Here is a 26,280-nt window from a genome sequence, read left to right as displayed (position 1 = left end):
TTGCTTAGTATGGACTTTATTTTCTTATGTTTTTGAGTTATCATGACATAAGTTGTATTTTTAGAAAGGAGTTAGTCTATGTCTAACTTACTATCAATTGTTGTTCCTTGTTACAACGAAGAACAAACAATCCATACGTTTTATGAGGAAGTTTTAAAGGTTAAGCAGGAGATTCCTCAAATTAATTTTGAATTTATATTTATTAATGATGGCTCAAAAGATAAAACTTTAACAGTCTTAAGAGAATTAGAAAAAAAAGATCCAGAACAAGTCAAATACTTATCTTTTTCGAGAAATTTTGGAAAGGAAGCAGCTCTTTACGCTGGTTTGAACTATGCCAAAGGGGAATATATCACTGTAATGGATGTGGACTTACAAGACCCACCGTCACTACTTCCAAAGATGTTTGAGTTACTCGAAGAAAATGAAGACTATGACTGCATTGGAACAAGAAGAGTGACAAGGGAGGGCGAGCCTAAAATCAGGTCTTTCTTTGCTAAAAGTTTTTACCGAGTGATTAACAAAATATCAGATGTTAATATTGTGGACGGGGCACGGGATTTCAGATTAATGAAACGCCCTATGGTGGATGCGATTTTAGAACTTAAGGAATATAATCGATTTTCTAAAGGTTTATTCAGTTGGGTGGGTTTTAATACTTATTATCTTGAATACGAAAATATTGAACGCACAGAAGGCGATACTTCTTGGTCATTTTGGCAATTATTTAAATATTCTTTAGATGGAATTATTGCTTTTTCAGTCTTTCCTTTAGTTCTATCAGCTTTTGTTGGCCTGTTTTCTTTTATTGCCGCAAGTGCCGCCTTAATATTTTTCTTCATTCGTGCAGCTATTTATGGGGATTCAACTAGTGGTTGGCCATCTATGGTTTGTATTATTTTAGCTTTAGGAGGCTTACAATTGTTCTGTCTAGGTATCGTGGGGCAATATTTAGGGAAAACTTTCTTAGAAACTAAAAAGAGACCAATTTATATTTTGAAAGAGAAAAGTGAGTCAATCTCTAAAGAACAATAGCAAAAAGTCGTAAAACAAAATTTTGTTTTACGACTTTTTATTTAACAAAGTACACCTACCTACCGCAACTTTCTTTTCATTCTCATCTAACACAACAGCTTCCCAAACCTGAGTGGTTCGTCCAATGTGATTCGGTGTGGCAATCGTTCTTAGAGAGCCGCTTGTTACAGGCTTTAAATGATTGACTTGTAAATCAATTCCTACCACATAATCCGTCTCAGAAGGCTTATTCTGCATGGCTGCCATACTAGTTGCCGTTTCTATCAGAACGCCGTTAATACCGCCATGAAGAACGCCGTAGGGTTGTTTGTGACAATCCTCAACGATCATCGTTAAAATAACTTGTTCTTTGTTTTCTTCTTCTATCTGAATATTTAAATAATCTAATAAGTTCACTAGGATTCACCTCTTTTTTGGAGTATAGCATAAGATTTAAAAACCATAAACAAAATTCTTATGAAAATGATGAAAACAATGTATAATGGGATAGTACAATTTTAAGGGGGAATTAAGAAATGAACCAATGGGAAACAATTAAAGAATACGATGAGATTATTTTTTCAAGACTTGGAAAAATTGCTAAAATAAGTATTAATAGACCGCATGTTCACAACGCATTTACACCAAAAACAGTTTTTGAGATGATTGATGCCTTTACAATCAGTCGTGACGATCAAAGTATTGGTGTAATTATTCTAACGGGAGAGGGCGATTTAGCCTTTTGTTCTGGTGGGGATCAAAAAGTTCGTGGGAATGGTGGTTACGTTGGTGAAGATAATATTCCTAGATTAAACGTTTTAGACTTACAACGCTTAATTCGTGTGATTCCAAAACCAGTTATTGCCATGGTTAAAGGATGGTCAATTGGTGGTGGAAACGTGCTTCAATTAGTTTGTGATTTAACGATTGCTGCTGATAACGCTAAATTTGGTCAAACTGGTCCTAATGTGGGTAGTTTTGATGGTGGTTACGGTGCGGGTTACTTAGCTCGTAATATCGGGCACAAAAAAGCCAAGGAAGTTTGGTTTACGTGTCGTCAATATTCAGCCCAAGAAGCCTTAGACATGGGATGGATTAATACCGTTGTTCCTTTAGATAAAGTAGAAGAAGAAACAATTAGTTGGTGTGAAGAGATTTTACAAAAATCACCACTCGCTTTACGTATGTTAAAAGCTGCCTTTAACGCTGATACTGATGGCTTAGCTGGTATTCAACAACTAGCAGGAGACTCAACACTTTTATATTACACAATGGAAGAAGCTCAAGAAGGGCGTGACGCGTTTAAAGAAAAACGTCAACCTGACTTTGATCAATTCCCTAAATTCCCTTAAAAAGAAGGCTAATTATGCAAACTTGGTTACAAAATCAAGTGGTTGAGAATGGAGAAGGTATAGCGATTCGCTTTAAAGGCGTATCCTATACCTTTTCTGAAGTTTACGACTTGGTTAAGATAAAGAAAAAGAAACTGCTTACCCTAGTAGGTAACGAAAGAAGAATAGGTTTAATCGGTAAAAATTCCTTAGAGATGTACTTAACTATTTTAGCTTTGTGGGAAATACATCGAGAAATCGTTTTTCTTAATTTTAGACTGACAAAAAATGAGTTGGAATATCAACTAAAAGAAGCGAACACGCAAATTGTCATTGGAGACAGTGAACAGCGAGAAAAATTGACTGCCATTGAATTTATTGATTTTAACGATCTTAATAAGATAAAATCTCTGGATGATCCTGCAACTAATCTTTTAGAAAAGACTAATGTCGCTTCAATTATGTTCACTTCAGGCACGACAGGTCATCCAAAAGGCGTCATCCAAACCTTTGATAATCATTATGCTAATTGTTTAGCGACGAAGAAAAATTTAAATTTAAGTTCCTCAGATGAGTGGGCAGCGCCAACACCTCTCATTCATATTAGTGGATTATCTATAGTTTGTCGGAGTCTTATACTAGGCTTGACGATTAACCTGATGACCACTTTTGATGAAGAGGAGTTAACCTGTGAACTTAAAAAAGGTAAGATCACCATTGTTTCAGTGGTTTCAATGACGTTGGAAAGATTAATGGCTATTTATCCTGAAAATGGCTATTCTAAATCATTTCGATTAATGCTTGTTGGTGGAGGGAGTGTTCCGACTCACTTAATTGAAAACTGCCAGAAAAACAATATTTCAGTGGTCCAATCTTTTGGTATGACAGAAACATGTTCCCAAGTAATTGCCCTCAGTGAAAAGGATGCTTACAGTAAAATTGGCTCATCTGGTTTACCATTAGAAGGCCTTTCAATAAAAATTGCCAACCCTAAAAATAATGTGGGTGAAATTTGGTTGAAGGGACCTCAAGTTATTACAAGTTACTTAAGAGAAACAGATTCTTGGACCAAAGAGGGTTGGTTTAAAACTGGGGATTTAGGTTATCTTGATCAAGACGGTTATTTATATGTAAAAAGCCGTTTGAAAGAATTAATAATCTCAGGTGGGGAAAACATCTATCCTGCTGAAATTGAGCAAGTTTATTTAGCTCATCCAAAAATAAAAGAAATCGCAGTTATCGGGAAAAACGACTCTAAATGGGGAGCTATTCCCATTGCTTTTGTGGTGACTGAACTTTCAGAAGAAGACCTTAACAGTTACGGGCAAGCTAAATTAGCTAAATATAAATTACCTAAAGAGTGGCACGTTGTTTCGGAACTACCTCGAACGACGTCAGGGAAAATTAATAAAAATCACTTGATGAAAGAGTTAAAATAAATGAATAAAGACTTAATAAATTTTAAATTACCAGAAGAGTTAAAAAACAAAAAAATAGGAGAGCCTACTTTAATCAGCTGGGTATTTCCGATTGAAGCAAGCTCTCTCATTTCAGATTACGAACGAACCTCTGGGTATTATAACGAACATTTTTATTTTGAAAAGGCTGTGGACCAGAGTTCTATTTATGGAATAGGAGAAATAGTAGAAACTTTTTCAAGTATTTTAACCAATGCAACTGTTGCTATGACTGGTCCTGTTGAATTATCGTCAGGTCTTTTTGATGAAAAAACTAACAATACAGCGAATTGGGGTAACCTTGATCAATCAGTTTCTTATTTACCAAAGATCATTAGAACTGAAAAACACTTGAAACAGTGGGTAACGATAAATATAGTAGTTAAATCTAATGATGATTTAAGAGATGTCTGGGTAGAAAATATGAAGGAGCTAAACGTCTTTTTTGAAATAGAAAATACAGTTAATAGTCTTCCTACTAATATCCTGATGAAGGAAGAATTAAAAGTGTCTGAATGGCTAAAAACTGTGTCTGATTGTGTGGCACATTTGAAAGAGTCTGAAACACTAGATAAAATTGTTTTGGCTCGACAGTTAAAAGTAACCACTGAAAAAAATATCCAACCAATTGATGTGTTAAAGAAACTTAGAAGAGAACAACCTGATACTTACCGTTTTGTTGTAGCGAAAAATCAAACGTACTTTATAGGAGCAACTCCAGAGCGACTTTTGCAAGCAACAAAGGAAGAATTTGCGACTGTTTGTGTGGCAGGTTCTATTAAACGGGGGAAGAATGCTGAAGAAGATTTTAAATTAGGAACAGAGCTTTTAAATGATCAAAAGAATGTGATGGAACATCATTATGTGGTGAAGTGGTTACAAGAAGAGATGAGCCAACTAACGACTTCTCTTGAAGATAATATTCCTGTATCCTTACTTAAAAATAGAGACATTCAGCATTTATTTTTACCAATTCGAGGTCAAAGAAAATCTGGAATCTCATTTTTAGATGGGATTAAAGAGTTACATCCTTCACCTGCTTTAGGCGGCTTACCTAAAGAAGAAGCAACAAAATGGATAAGAGAACATGAATATTACGCCCGTGGTTTATATGGTGGTCCACTTGGTTGGCGAAATATTGTGGAAGATACTGGGGAGATGGTTGTTGGTATTAGATCAGGAATTATTACAGGAAATACGGCAATTTTGTATGCAGGCTGCGGCATTGTGGAAGCCTCGATTCCAGAATTAGAGAGAGAAGAAACAAAAGTCAAATTTCAACCCATGTTACGAGCCTTAGGAGATGAGATAAATGAGTGACACAATGACAAAATTTTTAAAAGCGAGTATTGAGGGATTTAAAGATAGCGGCGTAGTTGATGTGGTTCTTTCACCAGGATCACGATCGACACCTTTGGCCTTACTTTTTGAAAACGATGAGGATTTTAAAGTCTACATGGATGTAGATGAACGTTCAGCTAGTTTTTTTGCTTTAGGTCTCTCAAAAACTAAAAAGAAACCTGTTGTTTGTGTCTGCACATCAGGTACAGCAGCAGCCAACTACTTTCCAGCTATTTGTGAAGCAAAAGAAAGTCAAATTCCATTAATCATCTTAACAACTGATCGACCACAGGAGCTGAGACACGTGGGAGCACCTCAAACTATGGAGCAAGTCCATTTATATGGTGATAAAGTTAAATTTTCTATGGAGTTTCCCGTAGCAGAGGAAACTCCTCGTATGCTTCAGTATAGCTATGCTCAAACATTTCAATTAGTTTCACGAGCAGAGAGTATTCCAATGGGTCCAGTTCATGCAAATTTCCCTTTTCGAGAACCGTTAATTCCGAATCTAGAAGTAGAGACACCCGTTCTTAAAAGAAAACAAAGAGTCAAAGGAATAAAAGTTGTTCAAGAATTCCCAAAAACGTTAAAAGAGGGATTCAATGAAGAAAAAGGAATCTTCTTATTAGGAGAAACCACAGAATTAGTTGATGTAGAAAAATTAGTTGCTTTAGCAGAAAAACTAGGTTGGCCGATTTTTAGTGACAGCCTAGCCAATCTAAAAACAAGTGGCGTAAAATCGTCTGTCATCATCAATCATCATGATTTACTTATGAAACATTTGGAATTAAAAGAAGACCTACAACCCAAAGTTATTATCCGCTTAGGTCGTGCTCTTTTGTCAAAAGATACCAATCTCTTTCTACAAAATTTTGAAGGACATTACTACATAGTAGACGACACGGGTTTGATTCAAGATTACTCTCATCAGTGTGATTTAGTAATAGAATCTAATAAGAATGCTTTTATTGAAGCAAGTTTATGTCAAGTTGAAGAATTAGCACCAAACAATTGGTTGAAGCAGTGGAAAGAATTAGATGAAAAAGTTAGTCAGATTCTACATCAAACCAATCTTTTGACTGATTATTCTGAAACACGGATAACAGCTGATATTCTAAATAATTTACCTAATAAGAGTCAATTATTTATTTCGAATAGTATGCCGATTAGAGATACAGACACTGTTCTTGAAGCAATACCACAAACTAGTAGATTATTTGGGACTCGCGGTATTAACGGGATTGACGGCATTCTATCCTCTGCTTTTGGAATGACCGCAGCAAGTAAAGAGTGTTGGAATGGATTAATCATTGGAGATTTATCTTTTTTTCATAGTTTAAATGGGCTAGCCCTTGGAAAAAAGGAATCATTACCTTTAACCATTTTTGTTATCAATAACGATGGTGGGGGAATTTTCTCCATGTTACCTCAAGGTCAGTTGCCAAAAGAAACCTTCGAACCGTTATTTGGAACCCCTCAAAGCTTAAATATAGAAGCTTTAGCACAAGGTTTCAGCTGTGATTACCATAAAATCCAATCACTCTCAGAATGGAAGTGTCTGTTGCCTAAAATTATGGGAGAACCTAAATTAAGAATCGTTGAAATTTTAACAAATAGAGAAGAAGAAACAGCGAAGCGAAAAGAAATAAACCAATTAATATCTTCGAAGTTAACGGTAGACATATTATGTTAACCATCAAAACTAAATTTGGTTCTTATGCCTGCCATTATTTAACAAAACCCAAAAAGAACGCTAAAACCTTAGTTTGTCTACACGGCTTTATGGGAACACATGCGACTTTTGATTTTTTAAAGGAACATAGTCAATGGAATATAATTGGTATCGACCTAATGGGGCACGGGGAATCAGAACTTTCTAATAACAGCGTGGATTATGTTTTAACTAACATGTCGGAGGCTTTAGAAGAAGTTTTTATCAAGATGGCATTAACTGACATTTACTTGCTAGGTTATTCTTTTGGTGGTCGATTGGCACAAACCTATGCTTATCATTATCCAAATCGAGTAAAACATTTGTTTTTGGAAAGTGCTGGGACAGGTCTCAAAGAAGAGGAAGAAAAAACTCTTAGAAAAGAAAGTGATCAAAAGTTAGCTCAAAAACTTAAACATGAAGGTATGGTCAGTTTTGTTGAGATGTGGCAAAATCTACCTTTATTTGCTAGTCAAAAACTAATCTCAGATAAAAAAATAATGGCTGAAGTAACTTGCAAAAAACAACAAAATTCTGAAACAATGGCTCTTTCACTTGTTCATGGATCAGTTGCTCACCAACTAAATTTTTTAGAAACAGATTTATTTAATACAGTCCCTACAACCTTTATAGCAGGAAGTCTAGATGAAAAGTATACGCAAATTGGTCAGACATTAACAGACCTTAAACAGGTTAATTTAGTGATTATCAAAAATGTGGGACATTGTGCTCATTTAGAAGCACCTGAATACTTTTTTGATATTTTACACGCTATGATTGAAGGTAAAACAATTCAGATTCAAAACATTGAAGCGTATGAGCATGATTTAGAATTGGTGACACCTTTTAAAACAAGTTACGGTGAACTGACACGTAAAAAAACTGATATTTTTGTTGTGACATCTACAGGTGGGATTCAAGGATACGGAGAACTCCTTAGTTTTGAAACCCCAGACTACATTGAGGAAACTTTATCCAATGATCGTCATCTCATTAAAACTGACTTAGTGCCATTAATTGCGGGACAAGTTTTGTATTCACCCAGACAAGTTAGAGATCTTTTTTCACCAGTCAAAGGAAATCAAATGGCAAAATCAGCGATAGAAACAGCTATCTGGGATCTTTTTGCGAAGGTGAATGAATTGTCTTTATCTGAGTATATTGGCTTAATTAATGAAGAGATTACAGTTGGGGTTAGTTTAGGTATTCAAAAGGATGAAGAGACTCTTTTAAATATTGTGACGGATTACGTTAATCAAGGTTACTCTCGAATTAAGCTCAAGATTAGTAAAGGAAAAGACCTATCCTATATCAAAAAAATAAGAGAAGTCTATCCTGATTTAACGATTATGGTGGATGCTAATTCTGGTTATCATTTATCTGATATAGATCTCCTAAAGCAACTGGACAACTATCGATTAGCCATGATTGAACAACCTTTAGGCGCTAGTGATTTCTATGAGCACTCACTCCTACAAAAAGAAATCAACACTCCCATCTGCTTAGATGAAAATATTCGTTCTCTAAATGATGTGAAATTAGCTCATTCAATAAGGAGTTGCCAAAGTATTAATTTAAAAATTCCTCGAGTAGGTGGTCTAACCGAAGCCCTTGAGATACTGGAATACGCTAAGGATAATCAACTATCCATCTGGTTGGGTGGTATGTTGGAATCTGGCGTAGGACGTAGTTTAAATCTTATTTTGGCAAACCATTCAGCTTTTACATTACCAGGAGATTTATCAGCTTCTGATCGTTATTATGTGGAAGATGTTATCACTCAATCCTTTAGCTTAAATAATGGAAAGATGAAAGCCTCGAATGAAGTAGGTATCGGTGTTTGTTTAAAAGAGACAAGGGTCAAGAAGAAGAAATATTTATAGTGATTAAACAATATAGCATTACTTAATACATCATGTTTTACATATATGGTTATTAGGTAGTGCTTTTTTTATATATTTTAAGTTAATCTCTTAGCATATTGTTTGACCTTTTTTGACCAAGAGAGTAAAATATAATCATGAGTAAGAGGAGGAATGACAATGAACATTGAAAAAATGACAACAACCTTACAAGAAGCCATTGCTGAAGCACAAAAAATAGCGATGGTCAGACAACAACAAAGCATCGACATTGTCCATTTGTGGAAAATATTCTTACAACCTAACCACTTTGCTAGAAATCTTTATAGTGGATTAGGCTTAAACGTTGAATTATTCGAACATGAAATTGACCAAGAAATTGATAAATTACCACAAGTTAGTGGGAGTAACGTTCAATATGGACAAAACCTAAGTCAAAACTTATTTAATTTATTACAAGAAGCCGATAAAATAAGAGAAAAGTTAGGAGATGATTTTCTTTCAACAGAAGTCGTTGTAGCGGCTTTAATGAAACTAAAAAATCATGCCTTGACTAAATACTTAGTCAGCCAACAAATAACAGAAGAAAAGTTAAACGAAAAAATATTAGACATTAGAGGAGGGGATCGCGTGACTTCTCAAAACCAAGAAGAACAATATGAATCATTAGAAAAATACGCAACCAATATGATTGAAGCCGTAAAAAGTGGTAAACAAGATCCGATTATTGGACGTGACGAAGAAATTCGTGACGTGATTCGTATTTTATCAAGAAAAACCAAAAATAACCCTGTTTTAATTGGGGAGCCTGGTGTGGGTAAAACCGCGATTATCGAAGGACTAGCACAACGAATTGTTAAAAAAGATGTACCAGAAAACTTGAAAGATAAAACAATTTTCTCACTTGATATGGGCGCTTTGATTGCTGGTGCAAAATTCAGAGGGGAATTCGAAGAGCGACTAAAAGCAGTACTTAAAGAAGTGAAGAAAAGCGATGGTCAAATTATTCTTTTCATTGACGAAATTCACACCATCGTGGGTGCTGGTAAAACAGAAGGTAGTATGGACGCTGGAAATTTACTTAAACCAATGTTAGCGCGTGGTGAGCTTCACTGTATTGGTGCGACAACCTTAGATGAATATCGTGAGTATATGGAAAAAGACAAAGCCTTAGAACGTCGTTTCCAAAAAGTACTCGTTAAAGAACCAACTGTTGAGGACACTATTAGTATTCTACGTGGATTGAAAGAACGTTTTGAAATTCATCATGGTGTCAATATTCATGATAATGCCTTAGTTGCTGCGACGACTCTTTCTAATCGCTATATCACAGATCGTTATTTACCAGATAAAGCTATCGATTTAGTAGATGAGGCGTGTGCGACCATTCGTGTTGAGATGAACTCAATGCCCACAGAGCTTGATCAAGTTACAAGGCGATTGATGCAGTTAGAAATCGAAGAAGCTGCTCTTAAAAAAGAAGAGGATGACGCAAGTAAAAAACGGTTATCACTCCTTCAAGAAGAATTGTCAGAATTAAGAGAAGAAACCAACAGCTTAAAAATGCAGTGGGAAACAGAAAAAGAAGAAGTCGATCGTGTCAATAAAAAACGAACTGAAATCGATGCTGCTAAAACACAGCTTGAAAATGCTGAAAGTAACTATGATCTAGAAGAAGCAGCTGTTTTAAGACATGGAACCATTCCAAAATTACAAGATGAATTAAAAGAATTGGAAGAAAAAGAAGGCAATAATGACAGTAAGATGGTTCAAGAAGTGGTAACGGATAAAGAAATCGCTACAGTTGTAGGACGATTGACAGGTATTCCTGTGTCTAAATTAGAAGAAGGTGAAAGAGAAAAAATCTTACGCCTAAACGAAACTCTTCATGAGCGTGTGATTGGTCAAGATGAAGCAGTGGATGCTGTTTCAGATGCTGTTATCCGTTCACGTGCTGGACTTCAAGACCCAAATCGTCCACTTGGCTCATTTTTATTCCTCGGACCAACTGGTGTGGGTAAAACAGAGTTAGCTAAATCTTTAGCTGAAAACCTTTTTGATTCAGAAGAACACATGGTGCGGATTGATATGAGTGAGTACATGGAAAAACACAGTGTGTCACGTCTCGTTGGAGCGCCTCCTGGTTATGTGGGCTATGAAGAGGGTGGTCAATTAACCGAAGCTGTGAGAAGAAGTCCTTATACGATTGTACTCCTTGATGAAATCGAAAAAGCTCATCCAGATGTGTTTAATATTTTACTACAAGTTTTGGATGATGGTCGTTTGACAGATTCTAAGGGGCGCGTGGTTGATTTTAAAAATACGGTATTAATTATGACAAGTAACATCGGTTCACAACTTCTTCTTGAAGGGGTTTCTGAAGAGGGACAAATTTCAGATGAAACAAGTGAAGCAGTCATGACCATGTTAAAAGCTCACTTTAAACCTGAGTTTTTAAATAGAATTGATGATACGATTTTATTCACGCCTTTGAGTTTAGGAAACGTGAAAGAAATTATCGTGAAAATGATTAGTCAATTAACAAAACGCTTGGAACATCAAGAAATATTCTTGGACATGTCAGATACTGCTAAAACATGGATTGCTGAACAAGCTTATGATCCAATTTACGGGGCACGACCAATCAAACGTTTCTTAACCAAAGAAGTGGAAACACCTTTAGCCAAAGAAATCGTGGGTGGAAAAATACCGCCTAAAACAAAAGTTTTGATTGAGTTGGTTGACAACCAATTAGAATTTTCTAAAGAATCCGTAGAATAAAAATGAACACGTTGTACAAGTAGCGGTTTAACGCACTTTGTACAACGTGTTTTTATGTGTTTGCTATTCCATTTTGGCATACCTAATCAGAAGTAATCACTGAAATAAGCTTCTTGATCAGGAATAATTCTTTCTAAAGTCCTTAGGGTTTCTTTATCTGTTTTTAAGCGCTCAATTCTGTAAAGATAAGAAGGTCGTTTATAGCTCATAAATAAAGCTGCCATGGTTTGAACATCGATATGAACCGGATTTCCAATTGGCTCTTCTGTAATTGTCAAATCGTCATTTTCATCCCAAATCAAACCAAAGACGCGATTGTTCCATTCAGCAATCGGATCTTCGACAACAAAGTGGAATGGTTTTCCTGTTGTGATGAACGGATACGATTCAATAAATCGTTCCACATCAACGATACGTGCCATAAAATAAGGCTCGATCGTTTCTTTAATCTCACTATCATCAAATAAAAAGGCAATTGGTTCATTCTTATAAGTTTCACCTTGAACTAACTCAACCATAGAAAAATGAGCAGAAACAAAGTTCCATAAACCGTGACGTGCTTCTTGATTTAAGTAAAACATTTCTTTAATATGGAAAATTTCCTCAGCAATCCAGTAGAAACAAACGCCTTGAGGCTCGCCTTCTCTATTATAGTAAATTGCGGCAGTTCGTTCTACTTCATTTTCCCAACGCCAATATTCTTCCCAGTTTAAATCTTGTCTAATCATCGCCCCGTGATTGTCCTCAGCAAATTTATCGTAGACTGTAAAAACATCCTCATGATGAATGTCTTCACGTTCCACATAACCAGGAACATCCACACGTTTAGGTAATTGGGTATCTTTGATTTCAAAAGTGACTTTATCTGACATGATTTCCCAACCCTTACGACGGTAGTAGGGAATACTATATGGATATAGGTATGAAATCCATTGCTCATTTTCACGCATTTTATTAAGCCCTAAACCGATTAAATCACTCATTAACCCAAAATTAGAGTATTCTGGATATGTCCCAACGCCTGTCACACCAGCCATTTTATAAACAGAGTCATGAATATTCACCTCACAAGGGTAAATTGCCAGTTGAGAAATCAAGCGATCTTCCTGAGTAAACCACCCGTACACATCGGCTTCACGAAGAACAGGGCGCTTAGCACGAATGATTTCAGATTCATCCTCGTAGCCACCTTCTTCAATATCAGAATCTGTGACTTGAAAAACATAACGAAGTAACTCATTGAACTGTTTAATATGTTTTAATTCTACTTTTTTTAAAATTAATGAATCTTTGATTTCTTTTTTATCCATTTTTTAGGCTCCTAAAATTGTTTTCCTAATTATTATATCAAACTCCTTCCTAAAATACTTTAAAAACTGCTTAAAGCTTGGTATAATTAAAAATGCTGATTGAAAAGAAAGTAGGAGATATATATGAATTTGAATGAGATGAAAAAAAGGCAAGAATCTATTCGTAATTTCTCCATCATAGCACATATTGACCATGGTAAATCCACTTTGGCCGACCGTATTTTACAACATACAGATACTGTATCTGACCGTGAAATGCAAGATCAATTATTAGATTCAATGGATTTAGAAAGAGAACGCGGGATCACAATTAAATTGAATGCCGTGGAACTAACATACAATGCGAAAGATGGAAACGAGTATATTTTTCACTTAATCGATACACCGGGACACGTGGATTTCACGTACGAAGTATCTCGAAGCTTAGCGGCTTGTGAAGGTGCAGTCTTAGTGGTTGATGCGGCTCAAGGAATTGAAGCCCAAACACTAGCTAACGTTTATTTAGCAGTGGACAATGATTTAGAAATTTTACCAGTTATTAATAAAATTGATTTACCAGCAGCAGATCCTGAAAGAGTTCGCGGAGAAATCGAAGAAGTTATCGGAATTGACGCTACAGATGCTGTACTTGCGAGTGCGAAAGCAGGGATTGGTATCGAAGAAATTTTAGAACAAATCGTTGAAAATGTTCCCGCTCCAGATGGAGATTTAGAAGCACCTTTAAAAGCATTAATTTTTGACTCAGTTTATGATTCATATCGCGGCGTGGTTTTAAACGTTCGTGTGATGGACGGCGTGGTTAAACCTGGAGATGTTATTCAATTAATGCAAAATGGGAAAGAATACGAAGTAACAGAAGTGGGGATTTTCTCACCTAAAACAATTGCTCGTGATTTCCTAATGGTAGGTGACGTTGGTTACATCACAGCCAGCATTAAAAATATCCAAGACACACAAGTAGGGGATACTGTCACACTGGCAAATAATCCTGCAAGTGAACCATTAAAAGGATATCGTAAAATGAATCCAATGGTGTATTGCGGTCTTTATCCAATCGATACGTCAAAATACACTGATTTAAGAGAAGCATTAGAAAGATTACAACTAAACGATTCAGCTTTAGAATTCGAAGCTGAAACATCACAAGCACTCGGCTTTGGTTTCCGTTGTGGGTTCTTAGGATTACTCCACATGGACGTTATCCAAGAGCGTTTAGAGCGCGAGTTTAACTTAGATTTAATTACAACCGCACCATCTGTAATTTATCATGTAAACAAAACAAATGGCGAAAAAATCATCGTTGATAACCCAGCTGATTTCCCAGAGCCAAGTATGATTGATAACGTTGAAGAGCCATTTGTTAAAGCACAAATCATGGTTCCTAATGAATATGTTGGGGCTGTTATGGAAATTTCTCAACGGAAACGTGGGGAATTTGTGACTATGGATTACTTAGATGAGTACCGAGTTAATGTGGTTTATAATATTCCGTTATCAGAAATTGTCTTTGATTTCTTTGATAAATTAAAATCAGGAACAAAAGGCTATGCCTCACTTGATTATGAATTAATCGGCTACCGTACAAGTAACCTTGTTAAGATGGATATCCTTCTTAACGCAGAGAACGTGGATGCTTTAAGCTTTATCGTCCATAAAGACTTCTCATATGAACGTGGTAAAGCCATCGTTGATAAATTGAAGAAATTAATTCCAAGACAACAATTCGAAGTCCCAATCCAAGCAGCGATTGGAACAAAAATTGTGGCTCGTACGGATATTAAAGCCCTACGTAAAAACGTACTTGCTAAGTGTTACGGTGGGGATATCTCACGTAAACGTAAACTTCTTGAGAAACAAAAAGATGGTAAGAAACGTATGAAACAAATCGGCTCAGTTGAAGTTCCACAAGAAGCCTTCATGGCAGTTCTTAAGATGGATGACGACGAAGGTAAGAAGAAATAAGGGTTTGTTAAAGTTCTAAAATTAAATATGACTGATTCTTCCGACATTCTTCCCACATTTGAAATCAAATGATGGGGAATGTCGGAAGTTTTTTATACATTCTTCTTCATATATCAACCAATTTATATGAATTCACATGCTTTTTTTATCAAAAAAAGCCACTTAACAGCAGCTAATTTCTCAACAATTCAATTTTTTGATCTAACTGAGACATCTTAATTGGATGGATTTTGATATTATACTGTTCTTTTACTTCTTCATAAACAGATTCGACTTCAGCATAGTTTTTTAGCTCATGATTTAAATCATCTAGAATAGCGAAATAATCAGCGTCTTTATTACCTTGTAACATACTGACATCCATGCTTAAAACTTTAGAATAATTCAAATCGTTAGGCGAGTTAATGATTCTAATGAGTTTATCCTTTTTAGAGCGAGTAGGGATCGAGAAATCAAAAACGAAAGTAATTCCTCTTTTTCCGATTGCTGGGAATTTAGTAGAATAAAAAATATTTTCTTCATCTAAAGCCTTTGAGACAGTTTCAAAAGTAGAGTTAGGCTCATAATTTGGTCTCAATAAAAACAAATCGTTTATTTTTAGTATTGCTTGTAATAGTCGATGTTTAGAGATAGGAAATTTATCAATATTGGATTTAATAAATAGTTCATTTTCCTTACTATCAAATTCAATTCCATAATCATCACAAATATCTGTCAAGATGGTCTTTCTTTTTTTTGTTTGATTGCTAATTTTAAACCCTAAATTTTTTAAATTAGCTAATGTATAACCATCATCTGTAATGAGAACTTGATTATTTTTCAAAAACTCTACGTACAAAACAATATGGTCAAAATCATTATCCAAAAAAGGCGTATCGATTCGTATAATATCCTTATCTAATTGTGTGTAATTCATACTATCCATTATCCAGTCAGAGTACTGCTTTTTTAGATCTAGAAGTTGGCTCATAGTTCTTGCCTCCTCGTTTATTCAATGATGTTAGTATACAACGTAAATTGGTTAAACGCATCTATTATATTTGAGACATTTGGAAAATCTGTTACGTTTATAGGATATGCTACGCAGTCTCTTTTAGGAAATTTATTACTATAAAAATGTATGTGATCACCAATAATTTGCGTATTATCTGGGTTAGTGTGGTTAGAGCCAATATCAAGTCGAATCAATTGATGATACTTATTTGTAAATCTTAAATTGATACTATATCGATTTGCTTCCCGTTTACCACGAAAAATATGAAGCGTGTACTCAATATTATCAATAACACCAATCATAGTTTTATCAATATCAATATTTCCAAACATAGTGGAGATCTGTGCGTTAATATCTTCAATCGCAAATAATCTAGTCGGATTTTTTAAAGACTTAATCAGGTTTTTAACCTCATTATCACTTAAGTTATCTAAATCCATTGTTAACCTCCTTAAAAAATGAATAGTTCCAAGATATTCTTACTATTAATATTCGAAAGTTACCAATAATTATACGAATGAAAAATACTATTTCTTAAGCGCCAAAATAACTAGAAAAATAAAAAATACCGACCTTTTTAACTTCCCAAGCATTTGTAGGTCCAGTTGCCGAACTAACGGGTGTGGGATCTAAAAAGTAATATTTTGTATTCTCTCCATCTTTAAAAGAATAGTTAATTTTTGAATGAAGTGCCTCTTTAGGGAATCCATGAAGCATTACTGTAAACCTTAAAGACCGATTAGAGTTAGTATGAATAAACATAAATAGGGCAATCACAATGATCAGTGCTGTACAAATTAGTTTCTTTTTCAAAAACAAATTCCCTCCTTAAGGATAGTTATCTTTTATTCCCACGATTTTTATTATATCCTTTCTCATAAGCCCCAAACACTTTAATCGCATGTCTTTCTAAGTCATTTAAATTATCATACGGACTTAAGTCTAATGAAATAGTTCGAATCTTAAATTCATCTCCATATTTATAATCAGCATAGACATCTCCATTGCCATTACCTTTAAAATGATTGCCAATTCGATCTAACACTTTAATACTTTGTCCAACATAAATTAAATCCTTACTTATATTATGAAGGATGTAGACACCAGAAAAATTTTGAGTATTAGCATGTCGTGCTTTTTCACCATATAATTTTTTATTTCTTAATTCTAAGTACTCTTTAGGTGTTAATTCCAAAGAGTTATTAGCTAAACTGTGAATTGTTCGATTTATTTTTCGTGCTTGCTTTATTTGGATAGTAAACTTTAACACATGTAAAGATAAACCAATCAAAAATGTTATTCCCAAAATTTTCATTAACTCAGTATTTGAAAAAATTGTTTTAAAAATTTCCATTTTATCCAACTCCTATAATTCTATTCTTTCACTTAATAATATACGATAACCAAATAAAAAACACCATCTCAACAGATTTCTCCATCAAAATAATGTTTTTAATATTAATAAATTACTTTAAAACCGCCATAGCAAGTGCTTGTTGAACCGCAGTAATATTTTTATCTTTTCTAAATTGTAGAGCTTCAGCTGGTTCAACACCACTTGAAATCCAAATTTTAAGTTCAGCATCTAAATCAAAATGTCCTGATGTTTCAACGCTAAACCTTGAAATACTACGGTAAGGAATTGATTTATAAGAACATTTTTTTCCAGTCATCCCTTGTTTATCAACAATAATTAAGCGTGAGTCTGTAAAAACAATTAAATCTCTCACTAATTTAAAAGCAAGATCAATCGTTTCTCCAGGAATTAAAACTGTCTCTAATTCTCTTTCAACTTCCGAATGTTTCACTTGACTTGCATTTCCCATTAAGCCATCAAATAATCCCATAAAATTCCTCATTTCTATTGATTTAAATTTATGTGTTGAATACATTTATGATAAAATTAGTATTAATAATAACTATCATTTTAACATTATGACTGTATTTTAATCATAAGTCAAATCAACAAATTTCAGTTTATTTTATTAGAAAACATTAAGAAAATGATTAAAAATACCGATAGATATAATTAGAAACCATTTTCAGATAAAGCATTTATAGTTGCATCACAAAAATCATTTATTCGTCGTTTTTTACAAAAAATAAAAAAGGGGGACTTGAAGTGAAAAAAGGTAAAAGTTTATTTTTACTGTTGGTGCTTTTGATGGGAATTGTTACTAATCTTTCATTATCAGTCAGTACTATTATAGCATTTGGGGAAGGAGTAGCGGAAACAGACATAATCCAAGAAACAAAGAAGCAAACAGATGATTCCCTCGTAAGCTCAACAGAATCATCTTCTATATCCGAACCAAAAATAACCGAAGAAATAAAAGAACAAGAGACCACAGAAACAAGATCAGAGCTAAAGTCTGCTAGTGAACAAAATGAACGCAGAGAAACGCAAGACATTACAACGTTAACCGGAAAAGATAAACTTTCTTTAGATAAAGTTGGTAAGCCAACCATTCTAAAAAATGCTGAAATTTCAAATTCAGGAACAGAACTTACTCCGATTTCTGTAGGTGATAAAATCAACGCTACTTATGATTTTGATATCCCGGAAGAACTTTACTTAAATATTCAAGAGGGAGATTATTTCGAGTTTGATTTGCCTAAAACAGATCTTGTTAAACTGTATATTGATAATTCTGTAGGAAAATCACAACCTCTAAAAGATCAATCAGGAGAAACTCACGGAACGATTATTATCAGTGAATCAGGGCATGCTAAAATTAGTTTTTTTAAGGCGAATGAAAATTTGAATGGGATTAGAGGCTCTATCTATGCCATGCTTCAAATTCAAGGAGACTCAGGAGATTTCCCAGGAAAACATGAAGTTCCTTTTACACAGGTACCTCCGTCTATAGAGAGTGGTTTTGTGTACGTCAAATCAAATCAAGCCCAAGTTTCGCATCAATTTATTGATCAAAAAATAGAGAATAATCATTATACATCCTTAAGCTGGAAAATTATTGTAAATCCTCTCCAAGAAGATTTAACGCGTGCCACTCTAAAACAAACACTTGATGGTACCAATCTAAAACAATTGGATATTATCAAGGCATACACAGCAGATATTTCTATAGATGGCTCTAAAATAATTGAAAAAGAACCTGTGACACTTGTTAAAGACAGTCAAGGGAATATTAAGTTTCCTGCTGGTTCAAAAGAAACTTATATTATTTATACAAAGACAACACTTTCTTTTGGAGTGATAAGTGACATCAGTTCAACCGTTAGATTTACAGGTAGTAAACCTGTTAGCGACATACAGAAAGTTAATGTTCAAGGAGCTACACTTATCACAAAAAGTAGTACCCAACCTTACGCAAGTGGACAACCCTTGTTTTGGGAAGCGGTTTATAATCCTGAAAATGTTCATATTCCTAAAGATGAAGCAGTAATTACAGATGCTATTTCAGGAAGTAATCATGAGATTATTAAGGAAAGTATTCAATTAACCCCTAATTTGCCCCACATCTTAGAACCAACTAATAAAGGGTTTAAAATAAAATTTCAACAGGATGTTACTGAAAAAGTGGTCATCACGTACCAAACAAAATACCTAGGTGGTGAGGCTGAATTAGCGAGTAATCGAATCGACTCTGGTAAGCAATCTAGCTTAGCATATGTTAAAGTACCTCCAACCAAAAGCAATATCGATAGTACCGTTAAAAAAAGAGGTACTGTAAAAGATGATGTCGCTTCTTGGACAATAATCGCTAACGAACCCAGAACTTATCAAGAAGTGGATACATTAGAGAAAATAGAAATAACAGACACACTTGATTCAGGTTATATTATTTTAGATGAATCTAAAGAAAATAAAGGAATCATTGTTGAGAGAAGTTCAACAGGTAATACAAATAGTTTTACGGCAGTTTCACCTGATAAATATACGTTAGATTTAAAAAAACGTTCAGATGGAAAAACAAACGGATTTAATCTCCACTTGGAAAACGCTGGGAAGTTTGTTTATCAAATCAGATATAACTCAGATATTAGCGAAGTTGCCTTTGTTGATCAAGAAAGAAAATTAAAAAATACAGCAGATTATGACTATTCTCCAGCAAAAAATGGGACAAGTCCTAAAAAAGCGACGTATTCAATAATTGATCAGAGAAAGTCGCCATTAGTAAAAATGACTGGAACATACCTTCCAAAAAAGAATCAGATTGAGTGGAGCGCTTATGTTAATGAGAATAGAATAAATTTAGCTGAAAATGCCGAACTAAAAATCCCAATAACGGAAGGTCTAGAACTTGTACCAAATTCTGTTAAATTAGAATATTCCTATTCACCTTCATCAACTACCTGGTCTAACGACTATAACGCCAGCAGTCAATACAATGCGATAACAAATGAAATTACAGCTAAGTTTAAACCTAATAGTTATCAACGTCGTGTCGTCTTTAGGACAACTAGTGAGATGATTCCTGATGGCATAAAAGAAGTAGGCATGACTGGTTTCTATCAAGATGATTATACTAATTTACAAGAGTTTAGTGGCTCTGTTGTTCCAGTATCTGATGGTTCAACTTTTTTAAATGAAACAGGAACCAATAATACAGTAACCAATATAGTTAATTGGAAAACAACGATTAATTTAAATGAATTAGCTATTCAAGATGTTAGTTTGACTAATAATGAATGGCAAAATATGAAAGTTATCAAAAATACCATTAAACTAACGGAACACGATACGATTTCTCGCTTAGATAGACCCTTGATTGAAGGTCAGGATTACCAATTAATTTACACAGAACGATCCTTTCAAATAAATTTTCTGAAAGATTTTTCTAATAATAAAGTCACGTTACTTTTTTCAAGCAATCCAATTTATCCACCAAATTCCTTAGGGATGCCTTTTGTCATGAGTAATGATTTATCTATTTCTGGAAGTAATATTTCTAAAGATAGTGAACAGCGCATTACCACAGGTGTTTCTGGTGTTGTTCCTTCTACAGGTGGTGGTGTTGAAGGAAAGACAGGGCGTGTCATTGTAAATAAAGCAGATGCCTTAGACACAAGTATTATGTTACCAGATGCTGAATTTACCCTCTATAGAGGCAATAAAATCGATCCTGAAAAGATAGTTGATATTAGAAAAACCAACAGTAATGGTAAAATATTTTTCAACGAATTGACATTTGATCATTATTTATTGGTTGAAACAAAAGCCCCTGATGGTTATCAGTTAAATGCCTCAAATCAAACAGCTATTAATTTGAAAACCGGAGTCACCGAAGATGATACTGAAATTAGGACGATTACTAACCGAAAATATACCGATATTCTGACAGTTGTTCCAGTCAAAGTTAGATGGCAGGGCGTACCTAATAGTCTGACTAAACCTGACGTACTAGCAACACTAACTAACAATCATGATTTATCCTATGATAAGACATTAACTTCTGAAAACAATTTTGATGGAAACTTTGAAGAGGTTAGAAAGTTCACATCAGACGGTGAATTGATTGAGTACTCACTAGAAACTACAGCAATTCCAGATTTCAAAACTGAAGTAACTGGATCTAGTCAAGATGGTTTTGTGATTACTAATACTTATGAAGGTAAAAGAGAAGTTAAAGGCGCTATTACTTGGGATGATTATCAAAACAAGTTCCTCACACGTCCTGAAAATGTTGAAATCAGTTTGTTTCGTAATAATCAACCAACTGGACAGACACAAATAGTACCAACTAATAATACGGATGTATGGAATTATACCTTTGATGACTTGTTAGAGTATGATCCTAATGCCACACCATATAACTATACTGTTTACTTCGGTGAAGTCGATAAGTACACGCAAGAAATTGAGGTAAGTAATCCTTTAAATGTTAGTTATCAATATAAAAATACTGATCAAGTGTCAAAACAAGTTACCAAAATGTGGGATGATTACTCTAATAAGTTTGATACTCGACCAGATTCAGTAAAAGTGGAACTTTATCAAAATGATGCTTACTTAAAAGACATGTTAGTGTCAGGCTCTAAACAAGAGAATATTTGGTCCTCGACCTTCGAAAATTTACCTAAGTATGATAGTCTCGGAGAAGAGTATCGTTATACCATTAAAGAAGTGCTTCCTGAAACCTCTCCGTATCATTCAGAGTTAAAAGGAGATATCATTAAAAACACCTATCTAAATACTGAAAAAGTCTCTTTAACCCTTGAAAGTATGTGGGATGACAACGGTGGAATTGCTGGTAAACGACCTGGTCATGTCACTGTAGAAGTTCTTCAAAATAATCGCCTCTTATCAGATAAGACCACACAACTAGAAGGTAATACCGATATATGGAAAAAAACGGTCGCGGATTTACCCAAATATGATGAGAATGGTAATCTTTATGTTTACTCAGCTAGACAAGAAATAGTTGCTGATTATCAAACACGAGGGCCGCTTCAGACTAGTACAGGGTTTAAATTTGAAAATAGTTACCGAACTTCTGATGAAATTGAAATCGAAGGAACTGTGACGATTTTAGATTATGAAAACAAATTTGGAACACGCCCTGAGACGATTAATTTACGTTTATACCGTGACAATCAACCAACAGATCAGACTCGAACATTGTCTTTAAACAGAAACAACGACTATGGTTATTCTTTTGGAAGTCAAAAAAATACAGATGATACAACAAACAACAACTATTCATATCAAGTTGTTGTTGAAAATGAAGATGAGTTCCTAAATAAAGGTTATACTAAAACTCTTTCAACAGATGAAAGACATATTACTTTTGAATACCTTAACCAAGCAACCATTGAAATTAATGGGACTAAAAAATGGGATGATTACCATAATCAATTTGATACACGCCCTGATAAAATTGCGATTGATCTTTTTCAAAATGAACGCTTCTTAAAAACGTTAACCTTAGATACGACTGATACAAGTAGAGATGAGTTTTCATTTAAAATTAGTCAATTACCACGTTATGATACAACTGGTGTTCCTTACCGTTATAGTGCCATTGAAAATATAGACAGTGGTACTTCAACTTTAATGGATTATCAAACTAGTTATCTATGGCTTCCTGATAATTTTAGTGCATTAGATTTTGGCGATGTGAGTAAAAATGTCTTAATCACTAATACGTATAAAAATCTGGAAACGAAGTCTTTAACAATTACCAAAAAATGGGATGATTATCACAATAAATTTAATACTCGTCCTGAATCAATCACGTTTGTCCTATCAAACAATAATGGCGAGGTTCTTGATGAACAAATAGTTGTTCAAAACCCTAATGATGATAGTGATACATGGTACCATGAAATAACTAATTTACCTATATACGATGAACAAGGAAATACCATAAAATATAAAGTAGACGAAAAGGTTCCTAACAACTATCAACTAACGCAAATTTCTAATGATACTAGTTTATTTGTGAATACTTATCGTAATACTGATAAAGAAACAGTTACAGTTGATGTTGCTTGGGATGATGAAGAAAATAAATTAAACCTCAGACCTGATAGTACCTCTGTGGTGTTATATCAAAATGGAGTGAAATTTCAAGAAAACACGATTACCAAAGAAATGAATAATTACGCTGAATTCAATGATTTACCTAAATTCGATAGTGACGGTGAGTTGTATGAATACACCATTTCACAAAAAGAAGTTGCTCAATATCAATTGTTAAATAAGGATGAATTAAGTACGGCAGGAACTTCTTTTACGATTAAGAATAAATTCATTAACACTGCTACCATTGATCTATCAGGCTCTATTAATTGGATTGATAGTGATGAAGCTCTTTCTAGTAGACCAGACCATGTTCAACTAATGCTTATTCAAAAAGATAGTGATGGTAAGTCAACATCTGATAATCCTTTTAAAACGATAAAGGTAAATGCTCCTTTAAATAAGCAAAATAATCAATGGTATTTTAGTTTTGATGATTTGCCACAATATGACGATTATCTAGAAGCTTATGACTATGAAATTGTGCAAGAAGCGATTGATAACTATCAAACAAGTATCGCTGATAGCCTGATAATCAATACTTATACATATCCTGAAAAAACAAAAGCAGAAGGTAAGGTTACGTGGAATGACTACAGCAATGAATTCAATACTCGACCTGAAAAATTAAAACTGATTCTTAAGCAAAACGGTGTAAAAGTTGATGAAAAAGAAATCTATACAACTTCAGATACTAGTAACTATACGTTTGATGAGTTAAAGAAATTTGATTCAGAAGGTAAAGTTTACACTTACACAGTAGAACAGAGTAATCTGCCTAATGAATACACTGTTAAAGCTGATGGTTTTAATTTTATCAATACTTTTGTGAATGAAGAAAAGATAACAATAGAAGGTAACATCACTTGGGATGATTATCGTAATGAATTTGATACTCGTGCCGATAAATTAAAGCTGACTCTTAAACAGAACGGATTGAAGGTTGATGAGAAAGAAATCTCTACAGATTCAGATACTAGTAACTATGCATTTGACGAGTTGAAGAAATTTGATTCAGCAGGTAAAGCTTATATTTATACAGTAGAACAAAGTAATCTACCTAGCAAGTACACTGTTAAAGTTGATGGTTTTAATTTTATCAATACATTTGTGAATGAAGAGCAGACAAAGATAGAAGGTAACGTTTCGTGGAATGATTATCATAATGAATTTGGTACTCGACCTGAGAAATTAAAACTGACTCTTAAACAAAACGGAGTGAAAATTGATGAGAAAGAAATCTCTACAACTTCAGATACTAGTAACTATACGTTTGATGCATTGAAGAAATTTGATTCAGAAGGTAAGACTTACTCTTATACCGTAGAACAAAGTAATCTACCTAGTAAGTACACTGTTAAAGTTGACGGTTTTAATTTTACGAATACATTTGTGAATGAAGAAAAGACAAATGTAGAAGGTAACGTTTCGTGGAATGATTATCATAATGAATTTGATACTCGTGCCGATAAATTAAAGCTGACTCTTAAACAGAACGGATTGAAGGTTGATGAGAAAGAAATCTCTACAGATTCAGATACTAGTAACTATGCATTTGACGAGTTGAAGAAATTTGATTCAGCAGGTAAAGCTTATATTTATACAGTAGAACAGAGTAATCTGCCTAATGAATACACTGTTAAAGCTGACGGTTTTAATTTTACGAATACTTTTGTGAATGAAGAAAAGACAAAGATAGAAGGTAACGTTTCGTGGAATGACTACAGTAATAAGTTCGACACTCGACCTGAGAAACTAGCACTTACTCTTAAACAAAACGGTGTAAAAGTTGATGAGGTAGAGATTTCTACAGATTCAGATACTAGTAACTATACGTTTGATGAATTAAAGAAATTTGATTCAGCAGGAAAAGCTTATACTTACACAGTAGAACAAATGGCTCTACCTGATGATTATACGACAGCAATCGATGGGTTTAGTTTTACGAATACTTTTGAAGTAACCGAAAAAGAGTTAGCGACAGTCAACGGTGAGATTGTTTGGGATGATTACCATAATAAATTCAATACTCGACCTGAAGCTGTAACAATTGAACTTTATGCTAATCAAAAATTAATTGATACTAAAATTGTTTCAGCTCAACAAACAGATACTTGGGCATTTGAATTTAAAAATTTGGTTAAAAACGATGAAACAAACAAAGAAATCAACTACACAACAAAACAAGTAGTTGTAGAAAAATATCACTCTCAAAACAATCAACATATCATCACAAATCGCTATCGTAACAATGAATTGACTGAAATGAAAGTAGCACTTGAATGGATAGATGTAGGTAATAAGTTAAACACTCGTCCTGAAAAAATATCAGTGACACTTTATGATGATCAACAAGCCATCGAAAAGATAGAAGTAACACGAAAAAATAACTACAAACATACTTTTAATGATTTACCAAAATATGATAAAGAAGGTAATGAAATTGAGTACCGAGTAGAACAAGAAAAAATTAAAAATTATCAAACTGAGATAACTTATCAAAGAAACACAACGAATTTTAGAAACACCTATCAAAACAAAGAAACATTAGAGGTTTCTGGTAATATCATCTGGAAAAACGATAGTAAACAACTAAGTAAACGACCGGAAAAAGTAAGAGTTAATTTATATCAACAGACTAATTCTGGAATAAATTTACTTATGGAATCAATCGATGTAACTCCAGATAAAGATGGTCAATGGCATTACACCTTTAAAGAGTTAAAGAAATATGACTCACGTTTAGATACATACCAATACTCTGTTGCTCAAGAAAAAATAGCAACATATGAGACAACTTATGACCGTTTTGATATCATAAATACACGAAGTAATAAAGATATCTCGATATTACCAGTCACAACTATAAACAAAATAGAACCACAGAAAAAAACGACGAATAAAAAGCAACAATTCCCAGCAACTGGGGAAAATTTAAACAATGAAATGTTTTATCTAGGTTTACTGACACTTATTACAAGTAGTGGTATTTTCTTTGCCAGAAGAAAAAGAAGTAAAAAAGAATATTAAA

16 protein-coding genes are annotated in these 26,280 nt (G+C 34.1%); 9 read left to right on the top strand and 7 right to left on the bottom strand.

The annotated features are described in order from the left end of the window. Positions 1-78: 78 nt before the first annotated feature. Positions 79-1,035 (top strand): glycosyltransferase family 2 protein, encoded by a 957-nt coding sequence (locus G7082_RS12490; protein ID WP_166035379.1) that lies wholly within the window; start codon positions 79-81, stop codon positions 1,033-1,035. 27 nt (positions 1,036-1,062) lie between these two features. On the opposite strand, the gene G7082_RS12485 is transcribed toward G7082_RS12490, so the two are convergent. Beyond that, the gene (locus tag G7082_RS12485) at positions 1,063-1,431 is read right to left on the bottom strand and encodes a PaaI family thioesterase (RefSeq protein ID WP_166035377.1); all 369 of its coding nucleotides are present in this window, start codon (positions 1,429-1,431) and stop codon (positions 1,063-1,065) included. Between the two features lie 119 nt (positions 1,432-1,550). Here G7082_RS12485 and menB point away from each other — a divergent pair, with 119 nt between their 5' ends. The 6 genes from menB to clpB all read left to right on the top strand — a co-directional run bounded on the left by menB (position 1,551) and on the right by clpB (position 11,497). After that, entirely contained in the window at positions 1,551-2,366 is an 816-nt protein-coding gene (gene menB, locus G7082_RS12480; RefSeq protein ID WP_166035375.1) for a 1,4-dihydroxy-2-naphthoyl-CoA synthase, read from the top strand. 14 nt (positions 2,367-2,380) lie between these two features. Continuing rightward, complete coding sequence (gene menE, locus G7082_RS12475; RefSeq protein ID WP_166035374.1) at positions 2,381-3,784, top strand: o-succinylbenzoate--CoA ligase; 1,404 nt, start codon at positions 2,381-2,383, stop codon at positions 3,782-3,784. Beyond that, on the top strand, positions 3,785-5,122 hold the full coding sequence (locus G7082_RS12470) for an isochorismate synthase (RefSeq protein WP_166035373.1): 1,338 nt from the start codon (positions 3,785-3,787) through the stop codon (positions 5,120-5,122). Further along, a complete protein-coding gene (gene menD / locus G7082_RS12465) occupies positions 5,115-6,836 on the top strand; it encodes a 2-succinyl-5-enolpyruvyl-6-hydroxy-3-cyclohexene-1-carboxylic-acid synthase (RefSeq protein WP_166035372.1) in 1,722 nt (573 codons plus the stop codon). Before G7082_RS12470 ends, menD begins: the two co-directional genes overlap by 8 nt. Then, positions 6,830-8,737 (top strand): o-succinylbenzoate synthase, encoded by a 1,908-nt coding sequence (gene menC / locus G7082_RS12460; RefSeq protein WP_166035371.1) that lies wholly within the window; start codon positions 6,830-6,832, stop codon positions 8,735-8,737. Before menD ends, menC begins: the two co-directional genes overlap by 7 nt. Before the next feature lie 159 nt (positions 8,738-8,896). Then, positions 8,897-11,497 carry an ATP-dependent chaperone ClpB gene (clpB, locus tag G7082_RS12455; protein ID WP_166035370.1) on the top strand — a complete coding sequence of 867 codons (2,601 nt, stop codon included), beginning with the start codon at positions 8,897-8,899 and terminating at the stop codon, positions 11,495-11,497. 86 nt (positions 11,498-11,583) lie between these two features. Here the strand turns inward: clpB and G7082_RS12450 are convergent, their stop codons facing one another. Beyond that, entirely contained in the window at positions 11,584-12,807 is a 1,224-nt protein-coding gene (locus G7082_RS12450) for a GNAT family N-acetyltransferase (protein WP_166035369.1), read from the bottom strand. A 123-nt stretch (positions 12,808-12,930) separates the two neighbouring features. Between G7082_RS12450 and lepA the strand changes: the two genes are divergently transcribed. Further along, positions 12,931-14,769 (top strand): translation elongation factor 4, encoded by a 1,839-nt coding sequence (gene lepA, locus G7082_RS12445; protein WP_166035368.1) that lies wholly within the window; start codon positions 12,931-12,933, stop codon positions 14,767-14,769. Positions 14,770-14,941: 172 nt separating this feature from the next. On the opposite strand, the gene G7082_RS12440 is transcribed toward lepA, so the two are convergent. From G7082_RS12440 to G7082_RS12420, 5 genes are all read right to left on the bottom strand, one after another. After that, entirely contained in the window at positions 14,942-15,739 is a 798-nt protein-coding gene (locus tag G7082_RS12440) for a DUF1828 domain-containing protein (RefSeq protein WP_166035367.1), read from the bottom strand. A gap of 17 nt (positions 15,740-15,756) precedes the next feature. Continuing rightward, the gene (locus G7082_RS12435) at positions 15,757-16,203 is read right to left on the bottom strand and encodes a DUF6978 family protein (protein ID WP_166035366.1); all 447 of its coding nucleotides are present in this window, start codon (positions 16,201-16,203) and stop codon (positions 15,757-15,759) included. 94 nt (positions 16,204-16,297) lie between these two features. Further along, positions 16,298-16,576 carry a hypothetical protein gene (locus G7082_RS12430; RefSeq protein WP_166035365.1) on the bottom strand — a complete coding sequence of 93 codons (279 nt, stop codon included), beginning with the start codon at positions 16,574-16,576 and terminating at the stop codon, positions 16,298-16,300. 25 nt (positions 16,577-16,601) lie between these two features. Then, positions 16,602-17,117, bottom strand: a complete 516-nt coding sequence (locus G7082_RS12425; protein ID WP_202983108.1) for a GIY-YIG nuclease family protein — start codon at positions 17,115-17,117, stop codon at positions 16,602-16,604. A gap of 112 nt (positions 17,118-17,229) precedes the next feature. After that, positions 17,230-17,610 (bottom strand): PH domain-containing protein, encoded by a 381-nt coding sequence (locus G7082_RS12420; protein WP_166035364.1) that lies wholly within the window; start codon positions 17,608-17,610, stop codon positions 17,230-17,232. A gap of 275 nt (positions 17,611-17,885) precedes the next feature. Between G7082_RS12420 and G7082_RS12415 the strand changes: the two genes are divergently transcribed. Then, the gene (locus G7082_RS12415; RefSeq protein ID WP_166035363.1) at positions 17,886-26,279 is read left to right on the top strand and encodes a Cna B-type domain-containing protein; all 8,394 of its coding nucleotides are present in this window, start codon (positions 17,886-17,888) and stop codon (positions 26,277-26,279) included. Position 26,280 lies beyond the last annotated feature (1 nt).

The organism is Vagococcus hydrophili (assembly GCF_011304195.1).
GTDB lineage: Bacteria > Bacillota > Bacilli > Lactobacillales > Vagococcaceae > Vagococcus > Vagococcus hydrophili.
Note: the sequence above shows the minus strand (reverse complement) of the source record. Positions and strands in the feature narration are given on the sequence as shown.